Origin of the sequence: Propionivibrio soli (assembly GCF_025770765.1) — a bacterium.
In the GTDB taxonomy this organism is placed as follows: Bacteria; Pseudomonadota; Gammaproteobacteria; order Burkholderiales; family Rhodocyclaceae; genus Propionivibrio; species Propionivibrio soli.
This window is the reverse complement of sequence record NZ_JANZKY010000002.1, coordinates 18,865-36,656: the sequence shown is the minus strand read 5'-3', so window position 1 is coordinate 36,656 and position 17,792 is coordinate 18,865. Positions and strand designations below refer to the sequence as shown.

Sequence of the window (17,792 nt, the reverse complement as noted above, 5' to 3'; positions counted from 1 at the left end):
TGGACGCCCGTTGAGGAGAATTAAGCGAATGCCGCTGCCGCACCTTCAGTTGCCCGAGTCGTTGAACTACATCGGCGTATTCCTGACGCTCGAATGCAACCTGAACTGTAGCTATTGCATCAACGACCCGCAGCAGGCCGGGCGCCGCAATTCGCTTTTTCCGATCGCGGCAAAAACGGTGCGCAAGGAGTTGAGTCCCGAGCAGTGGATCGAAGGATTGGGCCGAATACCCTTCTCGGCCGATTTGCCGATCACTCTCCAGGGCGGCGAGCCCATGCTGTACGGCGGAGGGCGGGGGCTCGGGACCCTGCTCGCGGGGTTGCCGCACTACTTCGATCTCCTCACCAACTTCGCTTTGCGCCCCGAAGTCTTTGCTCGTAATCTGAACGGCCAGCAGGCCAAGTTGCAGCGCAATGCGCCTTACCCGTCGATTCGCGTCAGCTACCACGCCGAGGAGATGGACCGGGTATGGCATGGGCAAGGGTTCGCAGAACTGGTCCAGCGTTGCGCGGCACTTGGCGAGCACGGTTTCCGGGTTTCGCCGGACAAGGCCGAGAGCGACGTCGGAATCTACATGGTGGAGCATCCGGCCAACGTGGTAACTCCGGAGATGGAGCGACTCGTCGAGGGGCGAGTGCCGTTCGAGGGCAAAGAGTTCCTGGGCGTGCACGAGGGAAGGCTGTATGGCCACTATCTTTACCCGTACTCCACCGATCTCGTCGCGCGTGGCATTTACCCACGCACCTTGAAATGCGAATGCCGGACGACGGAGCTTCTCGTCGATCCTCTCGGTTTTGTCTGGGGATGTCATTTCTTCCTTTACGAAAGCTGGGTCCAGGGCGGACCGCTCAAAGAGTTCGAGGCACTGGAAGCGATGCAATTTCGCTTCCGCGAACGAGGTGAAGGGTTGTTCTCAGGCAGATCGATGGCGCCTGTGGGACATCTTCTCGACCCGGCGTTCGCAATGAGCGATCTGGAGATCTTTCGCCCATGCACGCACTATGGGCGCTGCGTCGGTTGCGATACGAAGATCAAGAACGACCGTTTTCAAAGCTTTTACGACAAACAGATTCCTCACACCTCGGTCATGATCAGGAACATCGAAATGCCGGCTCAACTCCGCGCCGGAATCGACGATATAGATCGGGTGGCGCACTTCTTCCGCAACGACGACGGCAATGGAAAGCATGGATAGCGACAAGCTTGGGGCGCGCGGCCAAGACGGTCGCAAGCGCGTTCTGATCATCAAGCCCGGATACAGCGAAACGCTCGACCCGGACGACAGCGGTATCGTGAGTCTCGGTGACATCCTGCGCACGACGGTCATCCTGCATCTTTTTCCGCCGGAGCAATTTCACGTCACGTGGGTCGTCGACAAGCGCGGCGTTCCGTTGCTGAAGGGCAATCCGTTCATTCACCGGCTGCTCGTCGTGAACGCATTCACACCGCATCTGCTGCTTTCCGAGTGGTTCGACATCGTCGTCAATTTCGAGAAAGAGCCGGGGATTTGCGCGGTATCGGACCGGATCCCCGCCTGGCGGCGTTATGGCTTCCGGCTCGATCCGCAGACGCATACGGCCGTTTCGTACGATCATTCGGACGAGGCGTTGTCGTTCTCCAGCGATCCCGATGCCAAACGCCTAAAAGCCAAATCGTGGTCCTACATCCTCTACGAGATGCTCGGACAGCACTATGAGGGGCAGCGCTACGTTCTCGGCTACAAGCCGACCGGCGGGATTCGGTACGACGTGGGCTTCAACCATATGGTCGGTGCCAAATTTCCGTTCAAGCGCTGGCCGGACGAGCACTGGCGGGCCCTGCATGACAATCTGTCCCAGGACTTGTCCGTGGGGTGGCAGGAAGGCGTCAACAATATCGAGGACTATATCGACTGGATCGCGAGCTGCCGCCTGTTGGTGACGAACGACTCGCTAGGCCTGCACATTGCATTGAGTCTTGGTATGCCAGTCGTCGCTCTGTTCGGACCGACCATTGCCAGTGAGGTTGAAGGTCCGGAGCTGATGCGGCTCACTCCACCGCTCACGTGGGATTGCATCCCCTGCGGACGGGCCGATTGCGAGCGGGACACGCCGTGCATGAGCCACATCACGCCGGAATCGGTGGCCGCCGCCGTACGCGAGCGATTGCAGAAAGCCGCACCATGAACTTCGAGAAGGCCTTTGGGAGCATGCTGCGCGTCCGGCGAGTTGAGGAGGCGATCGCCGACCGTTACGCCGAGCAGCAGATGCGCTGTCCGGTTCACCTGTCGATCGGGCAGGAAGCGGTCGCCGTCGGGGTGTGCGCCGCGCTCCGAAAAGAAGACGGCGTATTCAGCAACCACCGGGCGCATGCGCACTACCTGGCCAAGGGTGGTGATCTGAAAGCCATGCTGGCTGAGATCTACGGGCGGGAGAACGGCTGTTGCCGTGGCGTCGGAGGATCGATGCATATGGTCGACCTCGCGGCCGGATTCCTCGGCGCCGTACCGATCGTTGGCGCGACGGTTCCTCTGGCGGTCGGAGCCGCATGGGCCGCGAAGCTGCGCGGCGAGAACCGGGTGATCGCGGTTTTCTTCGGTGATGGGACGTTCGAAGAGGGCGTGGTGCACGAGTCGATCAATTTCGCCGCGCTGCACCGCTTGCCGATTCTCTTCGTGTGCGAGAACAACCTTTACGCCTGTTACAGCCGCATCGACGACCGTCAGCCCGATCGGCCCATCCACGGAGTGGCGGCTGCGCAAGGGTGTCGCACCTTTACCGCTGACGGAAACGACGTGCAGGCCGTCTTCGACGTCTCGCGCGAGGCGGTCGCCGGACTGCGCAGCGGCCAGGGGCCGGCTTTCATCGAGTGCGCAACGTACCGCTGGCGCGAGCATTGCGGTCCCAATCTCGACGACAATCTCGGCTACCGGCCCCAAGGCGAGCTCGCTCGCTGGGAGTCGGTCTGTCCGGTGGAGCGCGCCGCGGCCTTTCTGCGAGCGATGCCAGACGGGGCGGCGCTCATCGAAAGCGCTGAAAAGCAGATCGCTGCCGAAATTGCGGATGCCTTCGCCTTTGCACTTGAGGGCCCCTTGCCGAACAGCGCCGATCTTCCGGGGTATCTTTATGCGTGACGACAAGAAGCGCCACATCACGCAGGCCGACGCTATCCGCGAAGCGTTGGCGCAAGCGTTGCAGGAGGACGAACGAGTGATCGTCGTCGGAGAGGGGGTTCCCGACCCGAAGGGCGTATTCGGCACGACCGCCGGGTTGCAACAGCAATTCGGCCCGTCGCGCGTGTTTGACAGCCCGCTGTCCGAGAACGGCATGACCGGCATCTGCATCGGCGCCGCCATCTCCGGCATGCGCCCGGTCATGGTGCACCAGCGCATCGATTTCGCCTTGCTGGCGATGGACCAGATCGTCAACAACGCCGCGAAATGGCGTTACATGTTCGCCGGCCAGGTCAACGTTCCTCTGGTAATCATGGTCATCGTTGGCCGTGGCTGGGGGCCCGGTCCTCAGCATGCGCAAAGCTTGCAGGCGTTTTTTGGTCACATCCCGGGGTTGAAAGTCGTCATGCCGACGAGCGGGTACGATGCGAAGGGCATGCTGCTGGCCGCGATTCGCGATGACAACCCGGTGATCTTCATCCAGCACCGCTGGCTGCATGGCATCGAGGACCTGGTTCCGGAACCGCCTTATACGGTGCCGCTCGACCGCGCCGCCATTTGCCGGTCCGGAAAGGATGCGACGTTGGTCGCGTTTTCCTACATGGTCGTCGAGGCGCTTCTGGCGGCGGAGGCGCTCTCTCAGTACGGAATCGACATCGAGGTGATCGACGCCCGTTCCGTGCGCCCGCTCGATATGCCGACCATCATCGAGTCCGTGCGGCGCACCGGCACCCTGGTCGTTGCCGATACGGCGTGGAAAACAGGCGGAATTGCCGGGGAGGTGATTGCCGCTGTCGCTGAGACCGCGTTCGATGCCTTGCGTCGTCCGCCGGTGCGCATTGCGCTTCCGGACTATCCGGTGCCGACGTCGCCGTACCTCGTCAAGGACTACTATCCCGACGCGCTGTATTTGGCACGCCACATCGCCGCCCACCTCGGGCGCGAGGTCCCGGACGCCGAACTCGCCGAAAGGCTTTTCCGATCAACGCCATGCGACGTCCCTCAAAAGGACTTTCGCGGGCCTTTCTGAGAGAACTTCTCGTGTCAGATCGTTACGCCATCGACAGCCACAAGCTGATCTACCACCCGCAGCGGGTCGCTCAGTACCTGTCGGCCGGCGATGACTGGGAGAAGGCGAAGCGGGTCTACCCGATCTACGTCGAAATGTCGCCGGTCGGCGCCTGCAACCATCGGTGCACGTTCTGCGCCGTCGACTATGTCGGGTATCAACCGATCCGCCTGGATGTCGGCGTGGCCGAGCGCACGCTGGCCGAGATGGGTCGCCTAGGGGTGAAGAGCGTGATGTTCGCCGGCGAAGGCGAACCCATGTTGCACACGGGAATTCATCGCATGGTCGTCGCCGCCGCGAAAGCCGGGATCGACACGGCGATGACGACCAACGCCACGGTCTTGTCGGGCGCATTTGTCGACCACGCCTTCCCACGCATGTCGTGGATCAAAGCCTCGGTCAACGCGGGAACGGCAGAGACGTACGCGGCGATTCACCGGACCAAGGCTCGCGATTTCGATATCGCCGTCAACAACCTCAAGCGTCTGGCGGACGCGCGGCGGCGCCACGGGTATTCGTGCGTACTCGGAGCGCAGATCCTCCTGCTGCCCGAGAACGCCGGCGAGGTCGAGACGCTGGCTCGTCTGTGCCGCGATGAGATCGGTCTCGACTACCTCGTAGTCAAGCCGTATTCGCAGCATAACGCCAGCCTGACCCACGTTTACGAAGGGCTGAACTATCAGGAATTCAGCGGACTCGGGGAGCGGCTCGACGCTCTGAATACAGCCCGATTCCACGTGGTCTTTCGCGAGAAGACGATGCAGAAGCACGACGCCGGCGGCGGAGCGCGTTACGAGAAGTGCCGCGCGACCCCGTACTTCTGGGCCTACGTGATGGCTACCGGCGCGGTGTATGGCTGCAGCGCCTACCTGCTCGACAAGCGCTTTGAGTACGGCAACGTCAACGAGTCATCCTTCCAGGCGATCTGGGAAGGCGAACGAAGGCGGGAGAACTGGCACCATGTGCGCCATGAACTGGATATTCATGAATGCCGGCTGAATTGTCGGATGGACGAGGTCAACCGCTATCTCGACCGCCTCGAACGGCAGGACGTGCCGCACATCAATTTCATCTAGCCTGCCCGGTTCCCGGACTCGCACAGCAGGAAGATGCTTGAACAGAGGTCAGGGTACTGCTGGCCTAATGCGTAGCATCCTTCGAGATACTCCTTGGACACGATGTCCGTCTGCAGCAGGCGATCCCACTGGAAATTGGCCAGTGCCTTGAAGAAGATTCCGCTGCGCAGAATGACGCGAAGACCTGCCGCCACAGCGTCCCGTTCGAGCGTGTCGAGCGAGTAGGTACGCAGGTGGCCGTGTTCAGCTTCGGCGGGCGTGACGGCGGCATTGTGCGAGATAAGGCCCATTTTGACGGCAATCTGTCGCGAGGGGGCGTTGGCGTTCGGGCATACGAGAAAGAAACGCCCCCCCTCGGCCAGCCATTCTTCGTTGATGCGACGCAGAACACGGACCGGATCGTCGAGATGCTCGAGAACGTGCGTCATGATGATGTTGTCGTAACGACTGGGCAGCATCGCGTCCTCGAAGCGCGCGTTGATGAAGCTGATCCGGTTGCCGAGCTTCTGCTGTGCCTCGCCGACGGCCGCCGCCGACGCCTCGACGCACGTGATGTCGTCGAAGCAGGGCATGAGCCGCTGGGTGAAATCACCCTTGAAGCTACCGAGTTCGAGCAGGTTCCCCGGGTTGAAGAAGGGGGCAAAGCTGCGGACCATGAAAGGATGCATCACGTCGAAGTCGAACCCGTACGCGTATTTGTGATCCTCGGTGTCGCGCAGTTCGTTGTCGTAGTTGCGAGGCATGGCTAGCTCCCGTTCCGCAAGGTGAGTGTCATGGTGAGGGGTCCGGCGATTCCCTGTTCGGCTCGGTTTCCAGTGGTGAAGCCGTGGTTTGCGTAAAAGGCGACGGCGGCTTGGTTGTCGCCCGACACTTCAAGCACTATCCGCTGCATACCAAGCTGGCACGCCTGCCCGATGCAGTCCTGGAGCAGGCGGGAAGCAATTCCCCGGCCGGTCCATGTATCCAGCACACTGACACTGGTAATGAATACCGCGCCGCTTTCGCGGTCGTTACCATAGGCCGCGACGAGTCCGATCAACCGCCCGTTGTGCCAGGCCTCGAACCGCATCGCCCGTTCGAGCAGCTTGGCCGCGTAGAGTCGAATGTCGACGCGCGTGCCGAGTGGCGGGACGAAGCGTTTGTCGCAGTCTTCGAGGTGCCGGACCACTTCATCGATGTCTGCGCTGTTCGTTACGAAACGAACTTCGTCGGTCGTTGCGCCGTTCATCGTTCAAGCACCGCCAGGCCGAAACCGTATCGCCCGAATTCGTTGCCGTTATAAAGCAGATAGGTTTTCCCGTCGCATGCGAAGGCGTGCGGATAGCACTGCATGTCCGAATCCCATTCGCCCGTGGCCGTGGGTAGCGGAATGGCGTCATCGTCGCGTACCCATGTGGTGAGGTCGGCGGAACGAGCGTGGCCGATGCGGTAGGCTCGGTCCCGGTTGCTCCGGAAATCGAACGACTGCCGATAGCAGAAGAACATGTGGTACGCGCGGTCGATTTCGACGACACAGGGCAATGCCTGGCTCTCCTGTTCTCCAAGCCGATCGGCGATGAGCTGCGAGCCTTCGTCCTTGATCCACTCGATACCGTCGGCCGACGTGGCGTGGCCGATCTTGTAGATGCGATCTGGCGCGTCATTCGGAGAAAAATGTTGCCAGCCGGTGCCGCGGATATACCACATGTGGAAGCGCCCATCGATGATCTTCACGAAACCGTCGACGACCAGAAACGGCTCGTGCAGCGAGGCCGTCAGCACCGGGCCGGTGCCCAGTTTACGGAATGTCTCGCCGTTATCTTCGCTGATCGCGAGGCCGATGCCGGTTTCGACGGACACCGAGACCCGGCGGCTCCAGCCGCTTGTATAGGCCAGGACCGATTTCCCATGGCGCACGACGTTGATCGGGAAAATTCCGTGCTCGTCGAAACAACCGAGGCCGCCGAGCGGAACGACGGTACGGTCGGAAACGCGAAGGATGTCGCGTAGGTTCTTGTCCATGTCCACGAAGGCGACATGGCTTAGGTATTTGCCGCCGGCATCACGCGCGCGTGTCGAAAAATAGATGCGCACGAAATCGTCGAACACCAACGCTTGAGGAGATTGGGCAAACTCAGTGCAGCCGTTGGGCAGCGAAAATCGGGTCGGGTCGAATATGTGCCCCAGCTTGTGCCATCTCATCGTACGCGCCTTTACTCCAGTGACCCCTGCAGCCTGGCCAGACCGAACCCGAAGCGGCCGACCTGATTGCCGAGGTAGGCCAGGTAGATGCTGCCGTCGAGTTCGAAGACGTGCGGGTAGCTGACCATCTCGGAATCCCATCCCTCGGCTGAAACATCGAGTCCCGCCTTGTCATCGTCGCGTGTCCAGCGGAGCATGTCGTCACTCCATGCGTACCCGATGCGATAGCCGTTTTCCCGGTTGCGGTAGTTCTCGCTGCGGCGATAGCAGAAGAACATGTGGTATTTCCCGTTGGAGAAAAAAACATCGGGACTCGCCTGTGCTTCGTCCTCCTCGATGCGGCTTTCGATCAGATCCCGGTTGAGCTTGGTCCAGTGAATGCCGTCGGCGGATGTCGCGAGGCGAATCTTGTACACGGGTTCCGGTCGCCCGTTGTCCATTTTCCATTTCCGGCCGGCGATGTACCACAGGTACCAGGTGTCCTCAAAACGGCGGATTTTGGGGCCGCTGAGAACGAACGGCTCGTCAGGAGAATAGGAAAGTACCGGGCCGGGACCCGCCTTGACGAAGGTTTCGCCACCGTCGTCGCTGGTCGCCAGGCCGATGGCCACGTTGAAGGGCACGGATTCACAGCGCGTCCACCCTCCGTAATAGGCCCATACCTGCGGCCCGTTGCGGGCGATCGATACCGGGTAAGTGCCGAATTCGTCGAATTCGCCTGTTCTTCCCAGCGGCAGGATCGGGCGGTCTGCAACCCGCCTTACCCGGAGCAAATCGGCGCGGTCGAGATCGACGAAAGCCGAATAGCTGACGTACTGCCCTTGTGCGTCGGCCGGCGGGCGACACGAAAAATAAACTCGGACGAAATCGTCGAAAATCAACGTTGCCGGTCCCTGCGCGAACTCCTTAAGCCAGGGCCGACCGGTGGCTTCCTGAGGGGTGAATGCTTTTCCCAGTTTTTCCCAGATGAACATCGGCTAGATCAGATCATATTGTTTCAAGAGTGTCGAGGAGACGGCCCCAATTGAATTAAACATCAGCACGTCGACGATCGACAGCCAGGGAACGAAAGGCTGGCCGAACTGCGCGTATTCAACCAAGCGCGGCCGGATGAACTTCAGGTCGATGTCCTTTTCGCGGAAAGCGTCCCCTGAGTACAAGTCAACACCGCCCGGTGGATTGACGTAGGTGTCCGCTCCGACTGCCGCGCACAGGGCAATGACTTTGTCCTGGCCTTTCAGTGCGTGGTCGATAGGAACGGTCGACGACACACGGATCGGCGTTCCGATCCCCAGGTGCCGGGCGCTCTTCTCGATGGCGTGATGCAGGTAGCCAAAGAGGTTCGCGTCCTCATGCCGTACGATCCCCTCGATAAGCGGAAAGGTCTGCTCGAAATACGGCGCCTTGCCGTAGGTCGCGCGCAACTGGTTGAGCAGTTTGTCCCGTTTGAAATCCACCGCGATCTGCCGCTCGCGAATATCCAGCGCGTCGGAGTCGTTCTTCAGCGGGACCGAGAACATGGCATCAGCGCCGTTCTGCAGCATCCGGTTGCGGTTGATCCAGCCCTTCTTGGTGTACTTGATGTTGTCGTAGACGATGAACAGGTCGACCGCCGCCATCAGTTGGTAGTAGCCGATGTACGGGAGAAAGTAGGGCTGCATAATCGCCAGTTTCACGGTGTTTCCTTCATCTGCCGGTTATTTGTCTTTTGGCTGCCTACGCTGGCGCGCCTAGCTGGAATGGACCCTAAAAGGATGGTCTGTATAGGACATATAGGTTTTCAGAAGTACCGACCTTACGTCGCATCCAGCAGCGGACCATACGTCTGTTCCCACAAGAGGAAGCACGGCTGTCCTGCAGTGAGCAGGTACTGCGCAAATTCCTGCACCTCTTTCGGACCGTTCTTTGTTCCGATGGTCGGAAGAATCTTGCAGTAGGCGAGCGCGGCCCGGACAAGCAGATGCGCATTGGGGTAACTGAACATCGCAAGGCGCCTTTCGACTAGCACTCCAAGCGTGGGATGGACGGCAGGAGGACCGAAGGATGATGACGGGTGCACTGCTTCATCACGGAAGCGGTAGACTTCGGCCGAAACGCTAGCCAGCTCGGCCGTCTTCTTTAGCTTGAGCCCGAATGACCTCTTCATCTGTTCAGCGACAAGGGCTGATCGTTTGGCTCCCGAACGATCTGAAGCCTTTGGTGCTAATCGTGCAGACGGCATGCAGTCCCTTGACGCAGCGTACAGAGCCTCAAAGAATGTCGCACTCGCTACGATTGCCTGCATCGAAGCTTTGAAGGTGGCTTCAAGCAGATCTCCTACTTTGTTGCCTTCTATATGAGCGGCAACCATTGATTCATGCGAGCTTTTCGCTTGAGCGAGATGGTCAAGCGCTATTTCAAGCCAGTGAACGGACGTGTCGAGACGCAAGAGTAGCGCCTTCAACTCAACTTTGGCTTCACCGTTGTCATCGAGCGTCAGCGCGAGTCCGCCAGAGGGTATACGAAGCGCTACACCACGGGTGATATGGAATCCTGTTGCTGTCGGCGGCGGAGGTACGGGAGAATTTGGCATCAGCGGCTTGACGATATTGATATGGCTGGAGGTGTCGTCCTCTGTTTATACAGTTCAGTCACTTAGGATTCTTGCGCGCAGCACAAAACCTCCAATACGCAACCCCGTTCGAAGTCACGTTCGAACAGGGGAACCTAAAGTGAAGGCTTTGGGATGCTTCTGCGACCGACTTCCATGGGCCATTCTCTGCTTGGTCCTATTGCCCCGCAACAAACTCCGCAACCTGCTCCACAACCTCCAGCGGCAAATCCGGGTAGATCGGCAGACAGAGAATCTGCCGCGAGATCGTCGTGGCGACGGGGAGATTGTCCTTGTGCGCGGAGGGCAGACCGCGGTACATGGGGAATTCGGAAATCAGCGGGTAGAAATAGCGCCGCGGATGAATGCCGATGTCCTTGAGCTTCTGGTTCAAGTCGTCGCGCGTGATCGGGTAATCGTCTTGGACCAGGATCGGGAAGTAGGCGTAGTTGGCGATCCTCTCGCGATTGTTGTCGAGGCAGCGGATACCGCGTACGCCTTTGAGTCGTTCGCGGTAGGTGGCGTCGATGACGCGGCGTTTGGCGATTGCTTCGTCGATGTGCTTGAGTTGCAGGAGCCCCAGGGCAGCGTTGAATTCGTTCATCTTGCCGTTGATGCCCGGCGCGACCACCGTGACTTCGCCCACGTGGCCGAAGTTCTTGAGCTGGTCGATACGCGTCTTGGTCTTGATGTCCGGGCATACGATGGCGCCGCCCTCGAAGGTATTGAATACCTTGGTCGCATGGAAGCTCAGGACCGAGAGATCGCCGTGCCGGAGGATGCTGCCGTTCGCGTCCTGTACGCCGAAGGCATGCGCGGCGTCGTAGATGACCTTGAGGTTGTAGTTGTCCGCGATCGTCTGGATCGCCTCGACATCCGCCGGATGGCCGTAGCAATGCACGGGCATGATGGCCGTCGTTTGCGGCGTGATGGCGGCTTCGATCTTCTGCGGGTCGAGGTTCAGCGTTTCCGGGTCGATATCCACGAACACCGGTTTGATGCCATTCCACAGCAAGGAGTGCGAGGTGGCGACGAAGGAGTAGGGCGTGGTGATCACTTCGCCCGTGATGCGCAACGATTGCAGCGCCGTCACCAGGGCAAGGGTGCCGTTGGTGAAAACCGCAATGTGATCGACGCCGAGATGCTGACAGAGGGCCTCTTCGAACCGATGGTGAAAGGGGCCGCAGTTCGTGAGGATCTTGCTCGTCCAGATCTCTTCCAGGTACGGAAGGAACTCGTCCAGGGGCGGCAAGAACGGCTGCGTTACGTAGACATCCTTCTTCATGGTCTCTTTTCTCGGCGAAAGGGTTGCTTCGGAGAATTATGACGCTTCGGGGCGCTTCACGCTTTGTTCTCGGCCTGTTTCGCGATAGCCCTCTGTAGGGCTGCGGAAAGCTCGGCCGACCCGGGGTTGAGGCGAAGCGCGTGCTGGAACAAACCGGCAGCGGACTCGGCATCGCCCGTGCTCAAGGCGTACAAGCCGAGTTCATTGTAGACCTGCCAATCCGCAGTACCGCTTTCGGCGAGTTCGATCAGGAGTGCAAGCCCTTGCTCGACGTCACCCTGCTGTAAACATCGCTTGGCACGCACGAACGCCGCATCAGTGGGCGGCTCTTCAATGACGGGTTCATTTGACTCCGACTCCTGGGTACGTGTTGCCGGAGATAAGGCCGCCTTCCATTGCGCCTCCATTCGCGAGAGCAGGTGCCGTTCGAGGACAGCCTTTCGCAAGGCGTCGCCCATTTGCCTGCGCTCGCGGTCGTTTTTGCTAAGACGCCGAATCGCCTCAACCCAGAGGCTCGCCTCGTTATCGAGCAGGACGATGGGGAGCTCTTGCAGGTGCGGTGGCATCTTCGACGCTATGACGGGGTATCCGCAGGCGCCGAACCGCAGGAGTCGAACCAGACTGGCGTCGTCGGTTCGCGACGACGTATCGAGCGGAACCAGTGCCAGATCGAGGTCCGCCTGCCGCAGGTAATCCGGCATTTGCTCGAGGGGTACGTCCTCACGCTGTTCGGCGAGCATCGAGCGTGCTTCGTCCGTACAGGCACCCAGGCAGATCCAGTCCGCTTCTTTGGTGAGCGCCCGCATGATCTCGGCAATCAGCTTGTTTTCCGACACGGCCATCAGGTCAGAGAACCATCCGATGCGCAGTTTCCGCGATGGTGCACGCGAGACGATCGGATCGCGGCTCCACATGTCGGGCAGAGCCTCGGGAATCGCAACGACGTCATGGTGCACCACGCGTAGTCTTTCGGCGAATCCAGGGTCGGCGACGATGAGGCGGTCAGCGAGGGGGGCGAGCACTTTCAAGCGCTCCGTGGGCACGTCTGACGCAAGTTCGGGGGTACTGTGATCCAGCGAAAACACGCAGAACAGTCTGCACGATTCCTTGATACGCGCGATCTTTTCCGGGACTTGCGGCGAGAACGGATTATGGACGTAAAGAACATCCGCCTCGAAGCCGGCGACGGTTTTCGGATCGGGCAGCGTATTCACGATCTTGAGTTCGATGCGCTGACGTTGGCGCAAGCTTTGCAGCGGGTCGGCCATGCGCTCGAACCAGCGATCGTTCCAGGCGCATGAATACGCGAGGACGCGCAGCAACGGCTTCCACGGGAGCGTGGGCCAAATTGCATCCAGACCGGCTCGCGTAATATCGGTACGGAGGCGGTGTGATTCGGTTGTCTTGCGCAGCCCCGCGAGGCGCGGGATACGAATAGCTGCCACGTTGCTCTCGGAGGTGTCGTCCATTATCTGACGGCGCAGCACCTCAGGGCCCGGGTTTGCACTAACGCTGAGCGACTCGCCCTGCAGCCCTGTCTCTGACGACAACCCGACCCTGGGGCGGTAGCGCGATTCCCACGGATCATCTCCAGCGTACGCCGCGGCTTCCGCCGCGAAGCGCTGGCCGCTTGGTGTCTGGTGGATGCTCTCGGCAAAGACGTGCAGACAACGGCGCGTCAGGATGTCCCCGGCATTCAGGCAGATAACCCACGGCTCCGCGCATTTCCAAAGACCTTCGTCCATACGGCTGGCGTACCACGTCGTTATTTCGGTGGGCAACGGAGCCGCAAGCGAACCTAAATCCGGGACGTCCTCCTCGAACACCAGATAAGTGCGGGACCGCCGATAACTCTGGCCGGCGATGCTGGATAACGTAAGCTTCACCGATTCGCGTGCCGCCGAACGGCAATCGACGATCAAGCTAAATGAGAGATTTTCCGGGTACTCACGGCTGCGCGCTTCCCATAGACTGTCGTCTTCGGGCGTATCTCCGGTGATTTCTGCATATTTGCCAACAGGTGTCCCAGAAAGGTCTTTGCATGACTCAAGGGCCGCACGCGTTGCGCGCAGGTAGTCATGACCGTTGTGCTCGTCGGGTTCGAGATACGCCCCCTCCGCCCATTCATTCCAGGCGTTGATGAAAACGAAGCGCTCGTCAGGTGCGTTATGTTTGACAGTCCTTCTCAGCGCGTCATCCAACCAATGACGATACCAGCCCGGCGTCGCATTGAGAAAAACATGTGCCCGCTCCTTGCGGCGCGGGGTGTTGTCCCATTGCGTCATCACGCCGCCGAAGCGTTTGTATGGATGGGCCGGCTCGCGTTCCTTGGCGCGAACGGCTTCCCTGTAGTCGAAAGTCTTTCCCGTAAACGGTTGGTTGAAACAAAGCCGTTCGTGATACGTTGTGCGCGGGAGTTGGTGCGGCGGAAACTCGCACGTTGCGTCGAAACCGATGGCTGCAGGGTCGACCTCGACAGTCGTCTGGACTGCGACGAGGTAGATTTCTCCAACGCCGTCTTCGCGCATCGTTTTGCGCCAGAGTGACGTGATGCCGGCCATGCCCGGGATGGTATCCACCCGGTACACCAGAATCATCGGCTTCCCCGCGACGCGGATATAACGGGAGTCGTTTACCACGGGAACCAGCCCGCGAATGAAGGCGAGCGCATTCGCTTCAGACGGGTCCTGGCGCATCAACACGAGTTCGTCGCCACCGTCCCAACGACGCGTCCAACTCTCGTTGGCCCAGCAGATGCAGAATGGGAAATCCGGCTTTCCCGTTTTCAGCATTTCTTCGAGCGGCCGTTCGAGGAGGCGGCGGCCTTCGGCAAACCAATAGTAGTAATAGCAAAAGCCGAAGATTCCGTACCTTCGCGCGAGTTGGGCTTGTTCTTCGCGTGTTTCCGGTACGCGTAGATCGTAGAACCCGAGGTCGGTTGGCAGGCGCGGTTGATGATGGCCGGAAAACAGAGATTGTGCTCTGACGACATTCGTCCACTCTGTGAATCCTTTTCCCCACCAGCGGTCATTCTCCGGAATAGGGTGAAATTGCGGCAAGTAGTAGGCGATTAGTTTCGGGAGGCCGGGAACGGAGAGATCGACGGGTTGTTCCAGTTGCTCCCACATCTTGAGCGCGTGGACGTTCGTCGCGTCATGTTCCAGGCAATAGGCCACCAGCGTCCGGGCGTCCTGCTCCTTCCCCTGCTGAATGAGGAGGCCGGCTTTCTGCAATGTCGCTTCGGCCGGATACGGCTCGCGGGCGATCGCCATGTCGAGGAGTTCGCCAGCCAGTTGCGTGTCCCCGTTTTGGAGAGCGTGCCGCGCAAGATCGTTGAACACCTGCCAGCACTTCGTCTTTCTTTCGGCAAGCCGAAGCAGAAGCGAAAAGAAGCCGGCCTCATCGCCGGCATTGCGGAGTTCGATCGCGCGCTGATACTCCGCCAAGTCGGCATTCAATCGGTCTGACGCTTCATCCATCTTTCGCCCTTCGCTATCGCTGCTTATCACTGGTGCTAACCATCCAACACGAACAAGCTTCGAAAAAGCGTTTGTCAGTCGGGCGGAAAGTGTCTAGATGATAATGCAACACGGTGTGGCCACAGGAAGCCTGGATGCCCATTTCTCCCCCAGATTGCGTCGGCTGCGTTCGAACGCGGCTGGCAGTTGATCTCCCTGTTTTGAGTTGTGGTGGCAGGGAGCGTCTATGACAATCGCTTCTCTGCCTGCGTTGACGGCGGAAAGGCAGATGTCCGTGCCGTAAAGGTGAAAACCCAAGGCGGGGTCGAAGCGAGCGCCACCACCACGAGGAATGATGAGTACGAGTTCGTCGAGACTTTCCACGCCGGCCGGGAGCGGCATCGGTTCGTCGAGCAGGAAATCGCGGTCGGCGACGCGGCCAAACCGGTCGACGCCTTGAGGCGATCCCCTGATTCCATAAACGCCCATAACGCCGACTCGGTCGCCGGTTAGCCGGCGGGCTAGTTCGTACTGCTGCCAGAGCTTCGCGACCCACCATTCAGGGAGGTAAACGTCTTGGTGAGCAAGAACGACAAGCTCGTGCTGGGCCTGATCAATTACGGCGTTTAAACCCTCGGCCGCGCTTGCCGCGCCTTCGACCATTAGCGTCTGGTGCATCGCGTCCTGCAGACAGGGCGACGCGAGAAGGTTTTCACGCAGGACATCAGCGTCATTGGTACAGGCCCCGAAGGTGACAGGACGGGTGGTGGCGGTGGCGTCAGGAAGGCCGTCGATCGCTCGCGCCGTGACGATGTATTGCCAGGTGCGCGAGCGGGCGGCAAAGATGGCTGGATCGAGTCGTTGACGCTCGATTGCTGGCCGCATGGCCTCGTGCCAGCCGGTCGGTGGTTCCACCGAACGTCGGTCGACGATAAGCGGCAGAAACCCGGCGTCGAGAAAGAGCCGGACTAGACCGGGTGCGGAGAGAAAGCGCGTGTTCGCCAGCGCGTCGTTCTCCTGCCACGGCAATTCGCCGCGCAACAGACGTTCGTAGAAGGACCAATGCTGGAGATTCGGTAGCGAAGCAACGATTCGACCGCCGGAGCGGAGGAGGGGGCGCAGTCGTTTGAGTACGGCGCAGGGGTCCCGGTATCGAGCCAGGACGTTATCGGCGACGATGCAGTCAAACGATCCTTTTGCCAGGTTCGGTTCATCGTGATCCAGATCGGCCACGATCACCCGATCAAGGCGCGCGGATGCCTCCGAATGCTCTGTACGGCGCGTGATGCCGGATACATGGCGTTCGGGGTTGAGGTGCTTGAGTACCTCCCCGAGGTAGCCCTCACCGCAGTCGATGTCGAGGATAGAGCGTGCCTCTGCAGGGACCGCCTGTACGACGCGCAGGTCGACGTTCTTGTAATACTCCTCCGCAAAGCCAGGGAATGGTCCCGTCACATCATGCCTCTCAAGCGTCTGCCTCGTCGTCCCACGGCCGCCGCATCGCCGTCGCGGCGCGTGCCGCTTCGGATTCGAGCAGGTAGCGTTTTCTGAGAACGACCTCCATGCCGTCTACGGCACGCGGCGTACGCGCCAGCACGTCGATCGGCATGCCTTCCGACTGCAACCGTTTGCCGAGTTCGCTGAGGCGGAATTCGAGGCCGAGTTGTTCGAAGCGCGCCTCAGTCCACCCCATGTACCAGTACCAGTCGGTGTAGTAGAGCCAGCTGTTCTCGTTGAAGGCACGGATGTGCGTCGGGTCCTGCCAGGCGCCGAGCGACAGGTCGTAAGGGACATAGATATGGAAGGTTCCGCCCGGCTTGAGGAGGCGCAGGCAGTTCGTCATCGCGGTCGGCAGGTCTGGAATGTGCTCGAGCACATCGTTGGCGAAGATTGCCTCGAACTGGTTGTCAGTGAGCTTAACCGCCCCGAAACGTTTCGTTTCGACGATCTGTCCCGCACCGAGCGGTTGTCCGGCATCGAAGATGGCATCGGGCCGGACGGTTTCGCTGATATCGACGTTGAAACAGTTTTCCCGCCAATCCTTGCCGCTTCCGAGATTGAGAAATGCCGGCAGGTTGCTGTTGGTAGGGGAGGCAGCCAGTCCGAGCGCGGTGCCGAGAATGGCTCCCTCCTTGCGCCGCACAAACACTTCGAACCCGCGGCGGGCGAGGTTTGCTCGCTCGGAGGCGTTGCGGACGAGCTTCACACAAGCATCGGCCAGCCCGTCATAGGGCACCGCACACACGGCGTCGCGGATATCCGGCTCGAGCGTTGTCGCATCTCCGCATTCCGCGACGACCGCCTTTTCGTTGGCGAGCAGATAAGAGACGCGCACGATTTCGAAAACGCTTGCCTCGTAGTAATGCACGTTCAAAATCACCTTGGCGCGGGCAATGTAGCGATCACGTTCCTCCCGATAGACTCCCGCGAGGAATTCGATACGCAGGCCGCGTGCGATCAGCGCTTCGAGGATATTCTTGCGTCGCTCGTTGATGGCCCCATAGAACAACACGTCGATGTCCTGTGCGACTGTCGGTATGCGGGTGAGTTGAGGGACGTAACCGATCGGGACGTACTTGACGCGGGTCACACCGAGCGCTGTTAGCCGCCGGATGTTCTCCTCGCTGTAGTCCCAGACTTCGAACGCACGTAGCAGGTCGGTATAGGCCGGCTTCATCCAACCCGACTTCGAATCGACCTGTTCCGAGTTGTAGATGATCGTTCCGGGTGGAAAACCGGCGGCGAGCGGCTGAGCGAGCAAGTGGGCACCGAGAACGATGTGGGTTCGCCCAGGGACGATTTCGTTGATCGAAAGCTGGAAATCGACACCCAGTTCGGCGAGTCCGTAGAGCAGCGTTTCAGCGAGCTCGGACAACGCGGCGCTGTGCTGGTAGCCCTCGGGCTGGATGAGTACGACGCAGTAGGATTTTTGGGTTTCCGACTCGGTTGGGGGCATATGGGGTCCTTGTCGCCGCTGAACAG

The 17,792-nt window shown here is 60.1% G+C and carries 15 protein-coding genes; 5 read left to right on the top strand and 10 right to left on the bottom strand.

Going from position 1 to position 17,792, the window contains the following annotated elements:
• Positions 1-28: 28 nt before the first annotated feature.
• Genes NZ453_RS02215 through NZ453_RS02195 form a run of 5 tightly spaced genes read left to right on the top strand, consistent with a single transcriptional unit; the run spans position 29 to position 5,296 of the window.
• Positions 29-1,195 (top strand): hypothetical protein, encoded by a 1,167-nt coding sequence (locus NZ453_RS02215; RefSeq protein WP_263768669.1) that lies wholly within the window; start codon positions 29-31, stop codon positions 1,193-1,195.
• Entirely contained in the window at positions 1,179-2,165 is a 987-nt protein-coding gene (locus tag NZ453_RS02210; protein WP_263768668.1) for a glycosyltransferase family 9 protein, read from the top strand. Before NZ453_RS02215 ends, NZ453_RS02210 begins: the two co-directional genes overlap by 17 nt.
• Positions 2,162-3,112: a thiamine pyrophosphate-dependent dehydrogenase E1 component subunit alpha gene (locus NZ453_RS02205; RefSeq protein ID WP_263768667.1), complete on the top strand. Its 951-nt coding sequence runs from the start codon at positions 2,162-2,164 to the stop codon at positions 3,110-3,112. The genes NZ453_RS02210 and NZ453_RS02205 overlap by 4 nt, the downstream gene beginning before the upstream one ends.
• The gene (locus tag NZ453_RS02200) at positions 3,105-4,181 is read left to right on the top strand and encodes an alpha-ketoacid dehydrogenase subunit beta (RefSeq protein ID WP_263768666.1); all 1,077 of its coding nucleotides are present in this window, start codon (positions 3,105-3,107) and stop codon (positions 4,179-4,181) included. The genes NZ453_RS02205 and NZ453_RS02200 overlap by 8 nt, the downstream gene beginning before the upstream one ends.
• Positions 4,182-4,192: 11 nt before the next feature.
• Positions 4,193-5,296, top strand: a complete 1,104-nt coding sequence (locus NZ453_RS02195; protein ID WP_263768665.1) for a radical SAM protein — start codon at positions 4,193-4,195, stop codon at positions 5,294-5,296.
• On the opposite strand, the gene NZ453_RS02190 is transcribed toward NZ453_RS02195, so the two are convergent.
• The 10 genes from NZ453_RS02190 to NZ453_RS02145 form a co-directional block, all read right to left on the bottom strand.
• Positions 5,293-6,039 carry a class I SAM-dependent methyltransferase gene (locus tag NZ453_RS02190; protein ID WP_263768664.1) on the bottom strand — a complete coding sequence of 249 codons (747 nt, stop codon included), beginning with the start codon at positions 6,037-6,039 and terminating at the stop codon, positions 5,293-5,295. The genes NZ453_RS02195 and NZ453_RS02190 overlap by 4 nt on opposite strands.
• A gap of 2 nt (positions 6,040-6,041) precedes the next feature.
• Positions 6,042-6,524, bottom strand: a complete 483-nt coding sequence (locus NZ453_RS02185; protein WP_263768663.1) for a GNAT family N-acetyltransferase — start codon at positions 6,522-6,524, stop codon at positions 6,042-6,044.
• The gene (locus NZ453_RS02180) at positions 6,521-7,477 is read right to left on the bottom strand and encodes a glycoside hydrolase family protein (RefSeq protein WP_263768662.1); all 957 of its coding nucleotides are present in this window, start codon (positions 7,475-7,477) and stop codon (positions 6,521-6,523) included. Before NZ453_RS02180 ends, NZ453_RS02185 begins: the two co-directional genes overlap by 4 nt.
• Before the next feature lie 11 nt (positions 7,478-7,488).
• A complete protein-coding gene (locus NZ453_RS02175; RefSeq protein WP_263768661.1) occupies positions 7,489-8,451 on the bottom strand; it encodes a glycoside hydrolase family protein in 963 nt (320 codons plus the stop codon).
• A gap of 3 nt (positions 8,452-8,454) precedes the next feature.
• The gene (locus NZ453_RS02170) at positions 8,455-9,153 is read right to left on the bottom strand and encodes a WbqC family protein (RefSeq protein ID WP_263768660.1); all 699 of its coding nucleotides are present in this window, start codon (positions 9,151-9,153) and stop codon (positions 8,455-8,457) included.
• 119 nt (positions 9,154-9,272) lie between these two features.
• A complete protein-coding gene (locus NZ453_RS02165; protein WP_263768659.1) occupies positions 9,273-9,905 on the bottom strand; it encodes a hypothetical protein in 633 nt (210 codons plus the stop codon).
• 340 nt (positions 9,906-10,245) lie between these two features.
• Complete coding sequence (locus NZ453_RS02160; protein WP_263768658.1) at positions 10,246-11,352, bottom strand: DegT/DnrJ/EryC1/StrS family aminotransferase; 1,107 nt, start codon at positions 11,350-11,352, stop codon at positions 10,246-10,248.
• 56 nt (positions 11,353-11,408) lie between these two features.
• A complete protein-coding gene (locus NZ453_RS02155; protein WP_263768657.1) occupies positions 11,409-14,831 on the bottom strand; it encodes a glycoside hydrolase family 99-like domain-containing protein in 3,423 nt (1,140 codons plus the stop codon).
• A 93-nt stretch (positions 14,832-14,924) separates the two neighbouring features.
• Positions 14,925-16,265 (bottom strand): class I SAM-dependent methyltransferase, encoded by a 1,341-nt coding sequence (locus tag NZ453_RS02150; RefSeq protein ID WP_263768656.1) that lies wholly within the window; start codon positions 16,263-16,265, stop codon positions 14,925-14,927.
• Positions 16,266-16,275: 10 nt separating this feature from the next.
• Positions 16,276-17,766: a methyltransferase domain-containing protein gene (locus tag NZ453_RS02145; RefSeq protein ID WP_263768655.1), complete on the bottom strand. Its 1,491-nt coding sequence runs from the start codon at positions 17,764-17,766 to the stop codon at positions 16,276-16,278.
• Between the last annotated feature and the right edge of the window lie 26 nt (positions 17,767-17,792).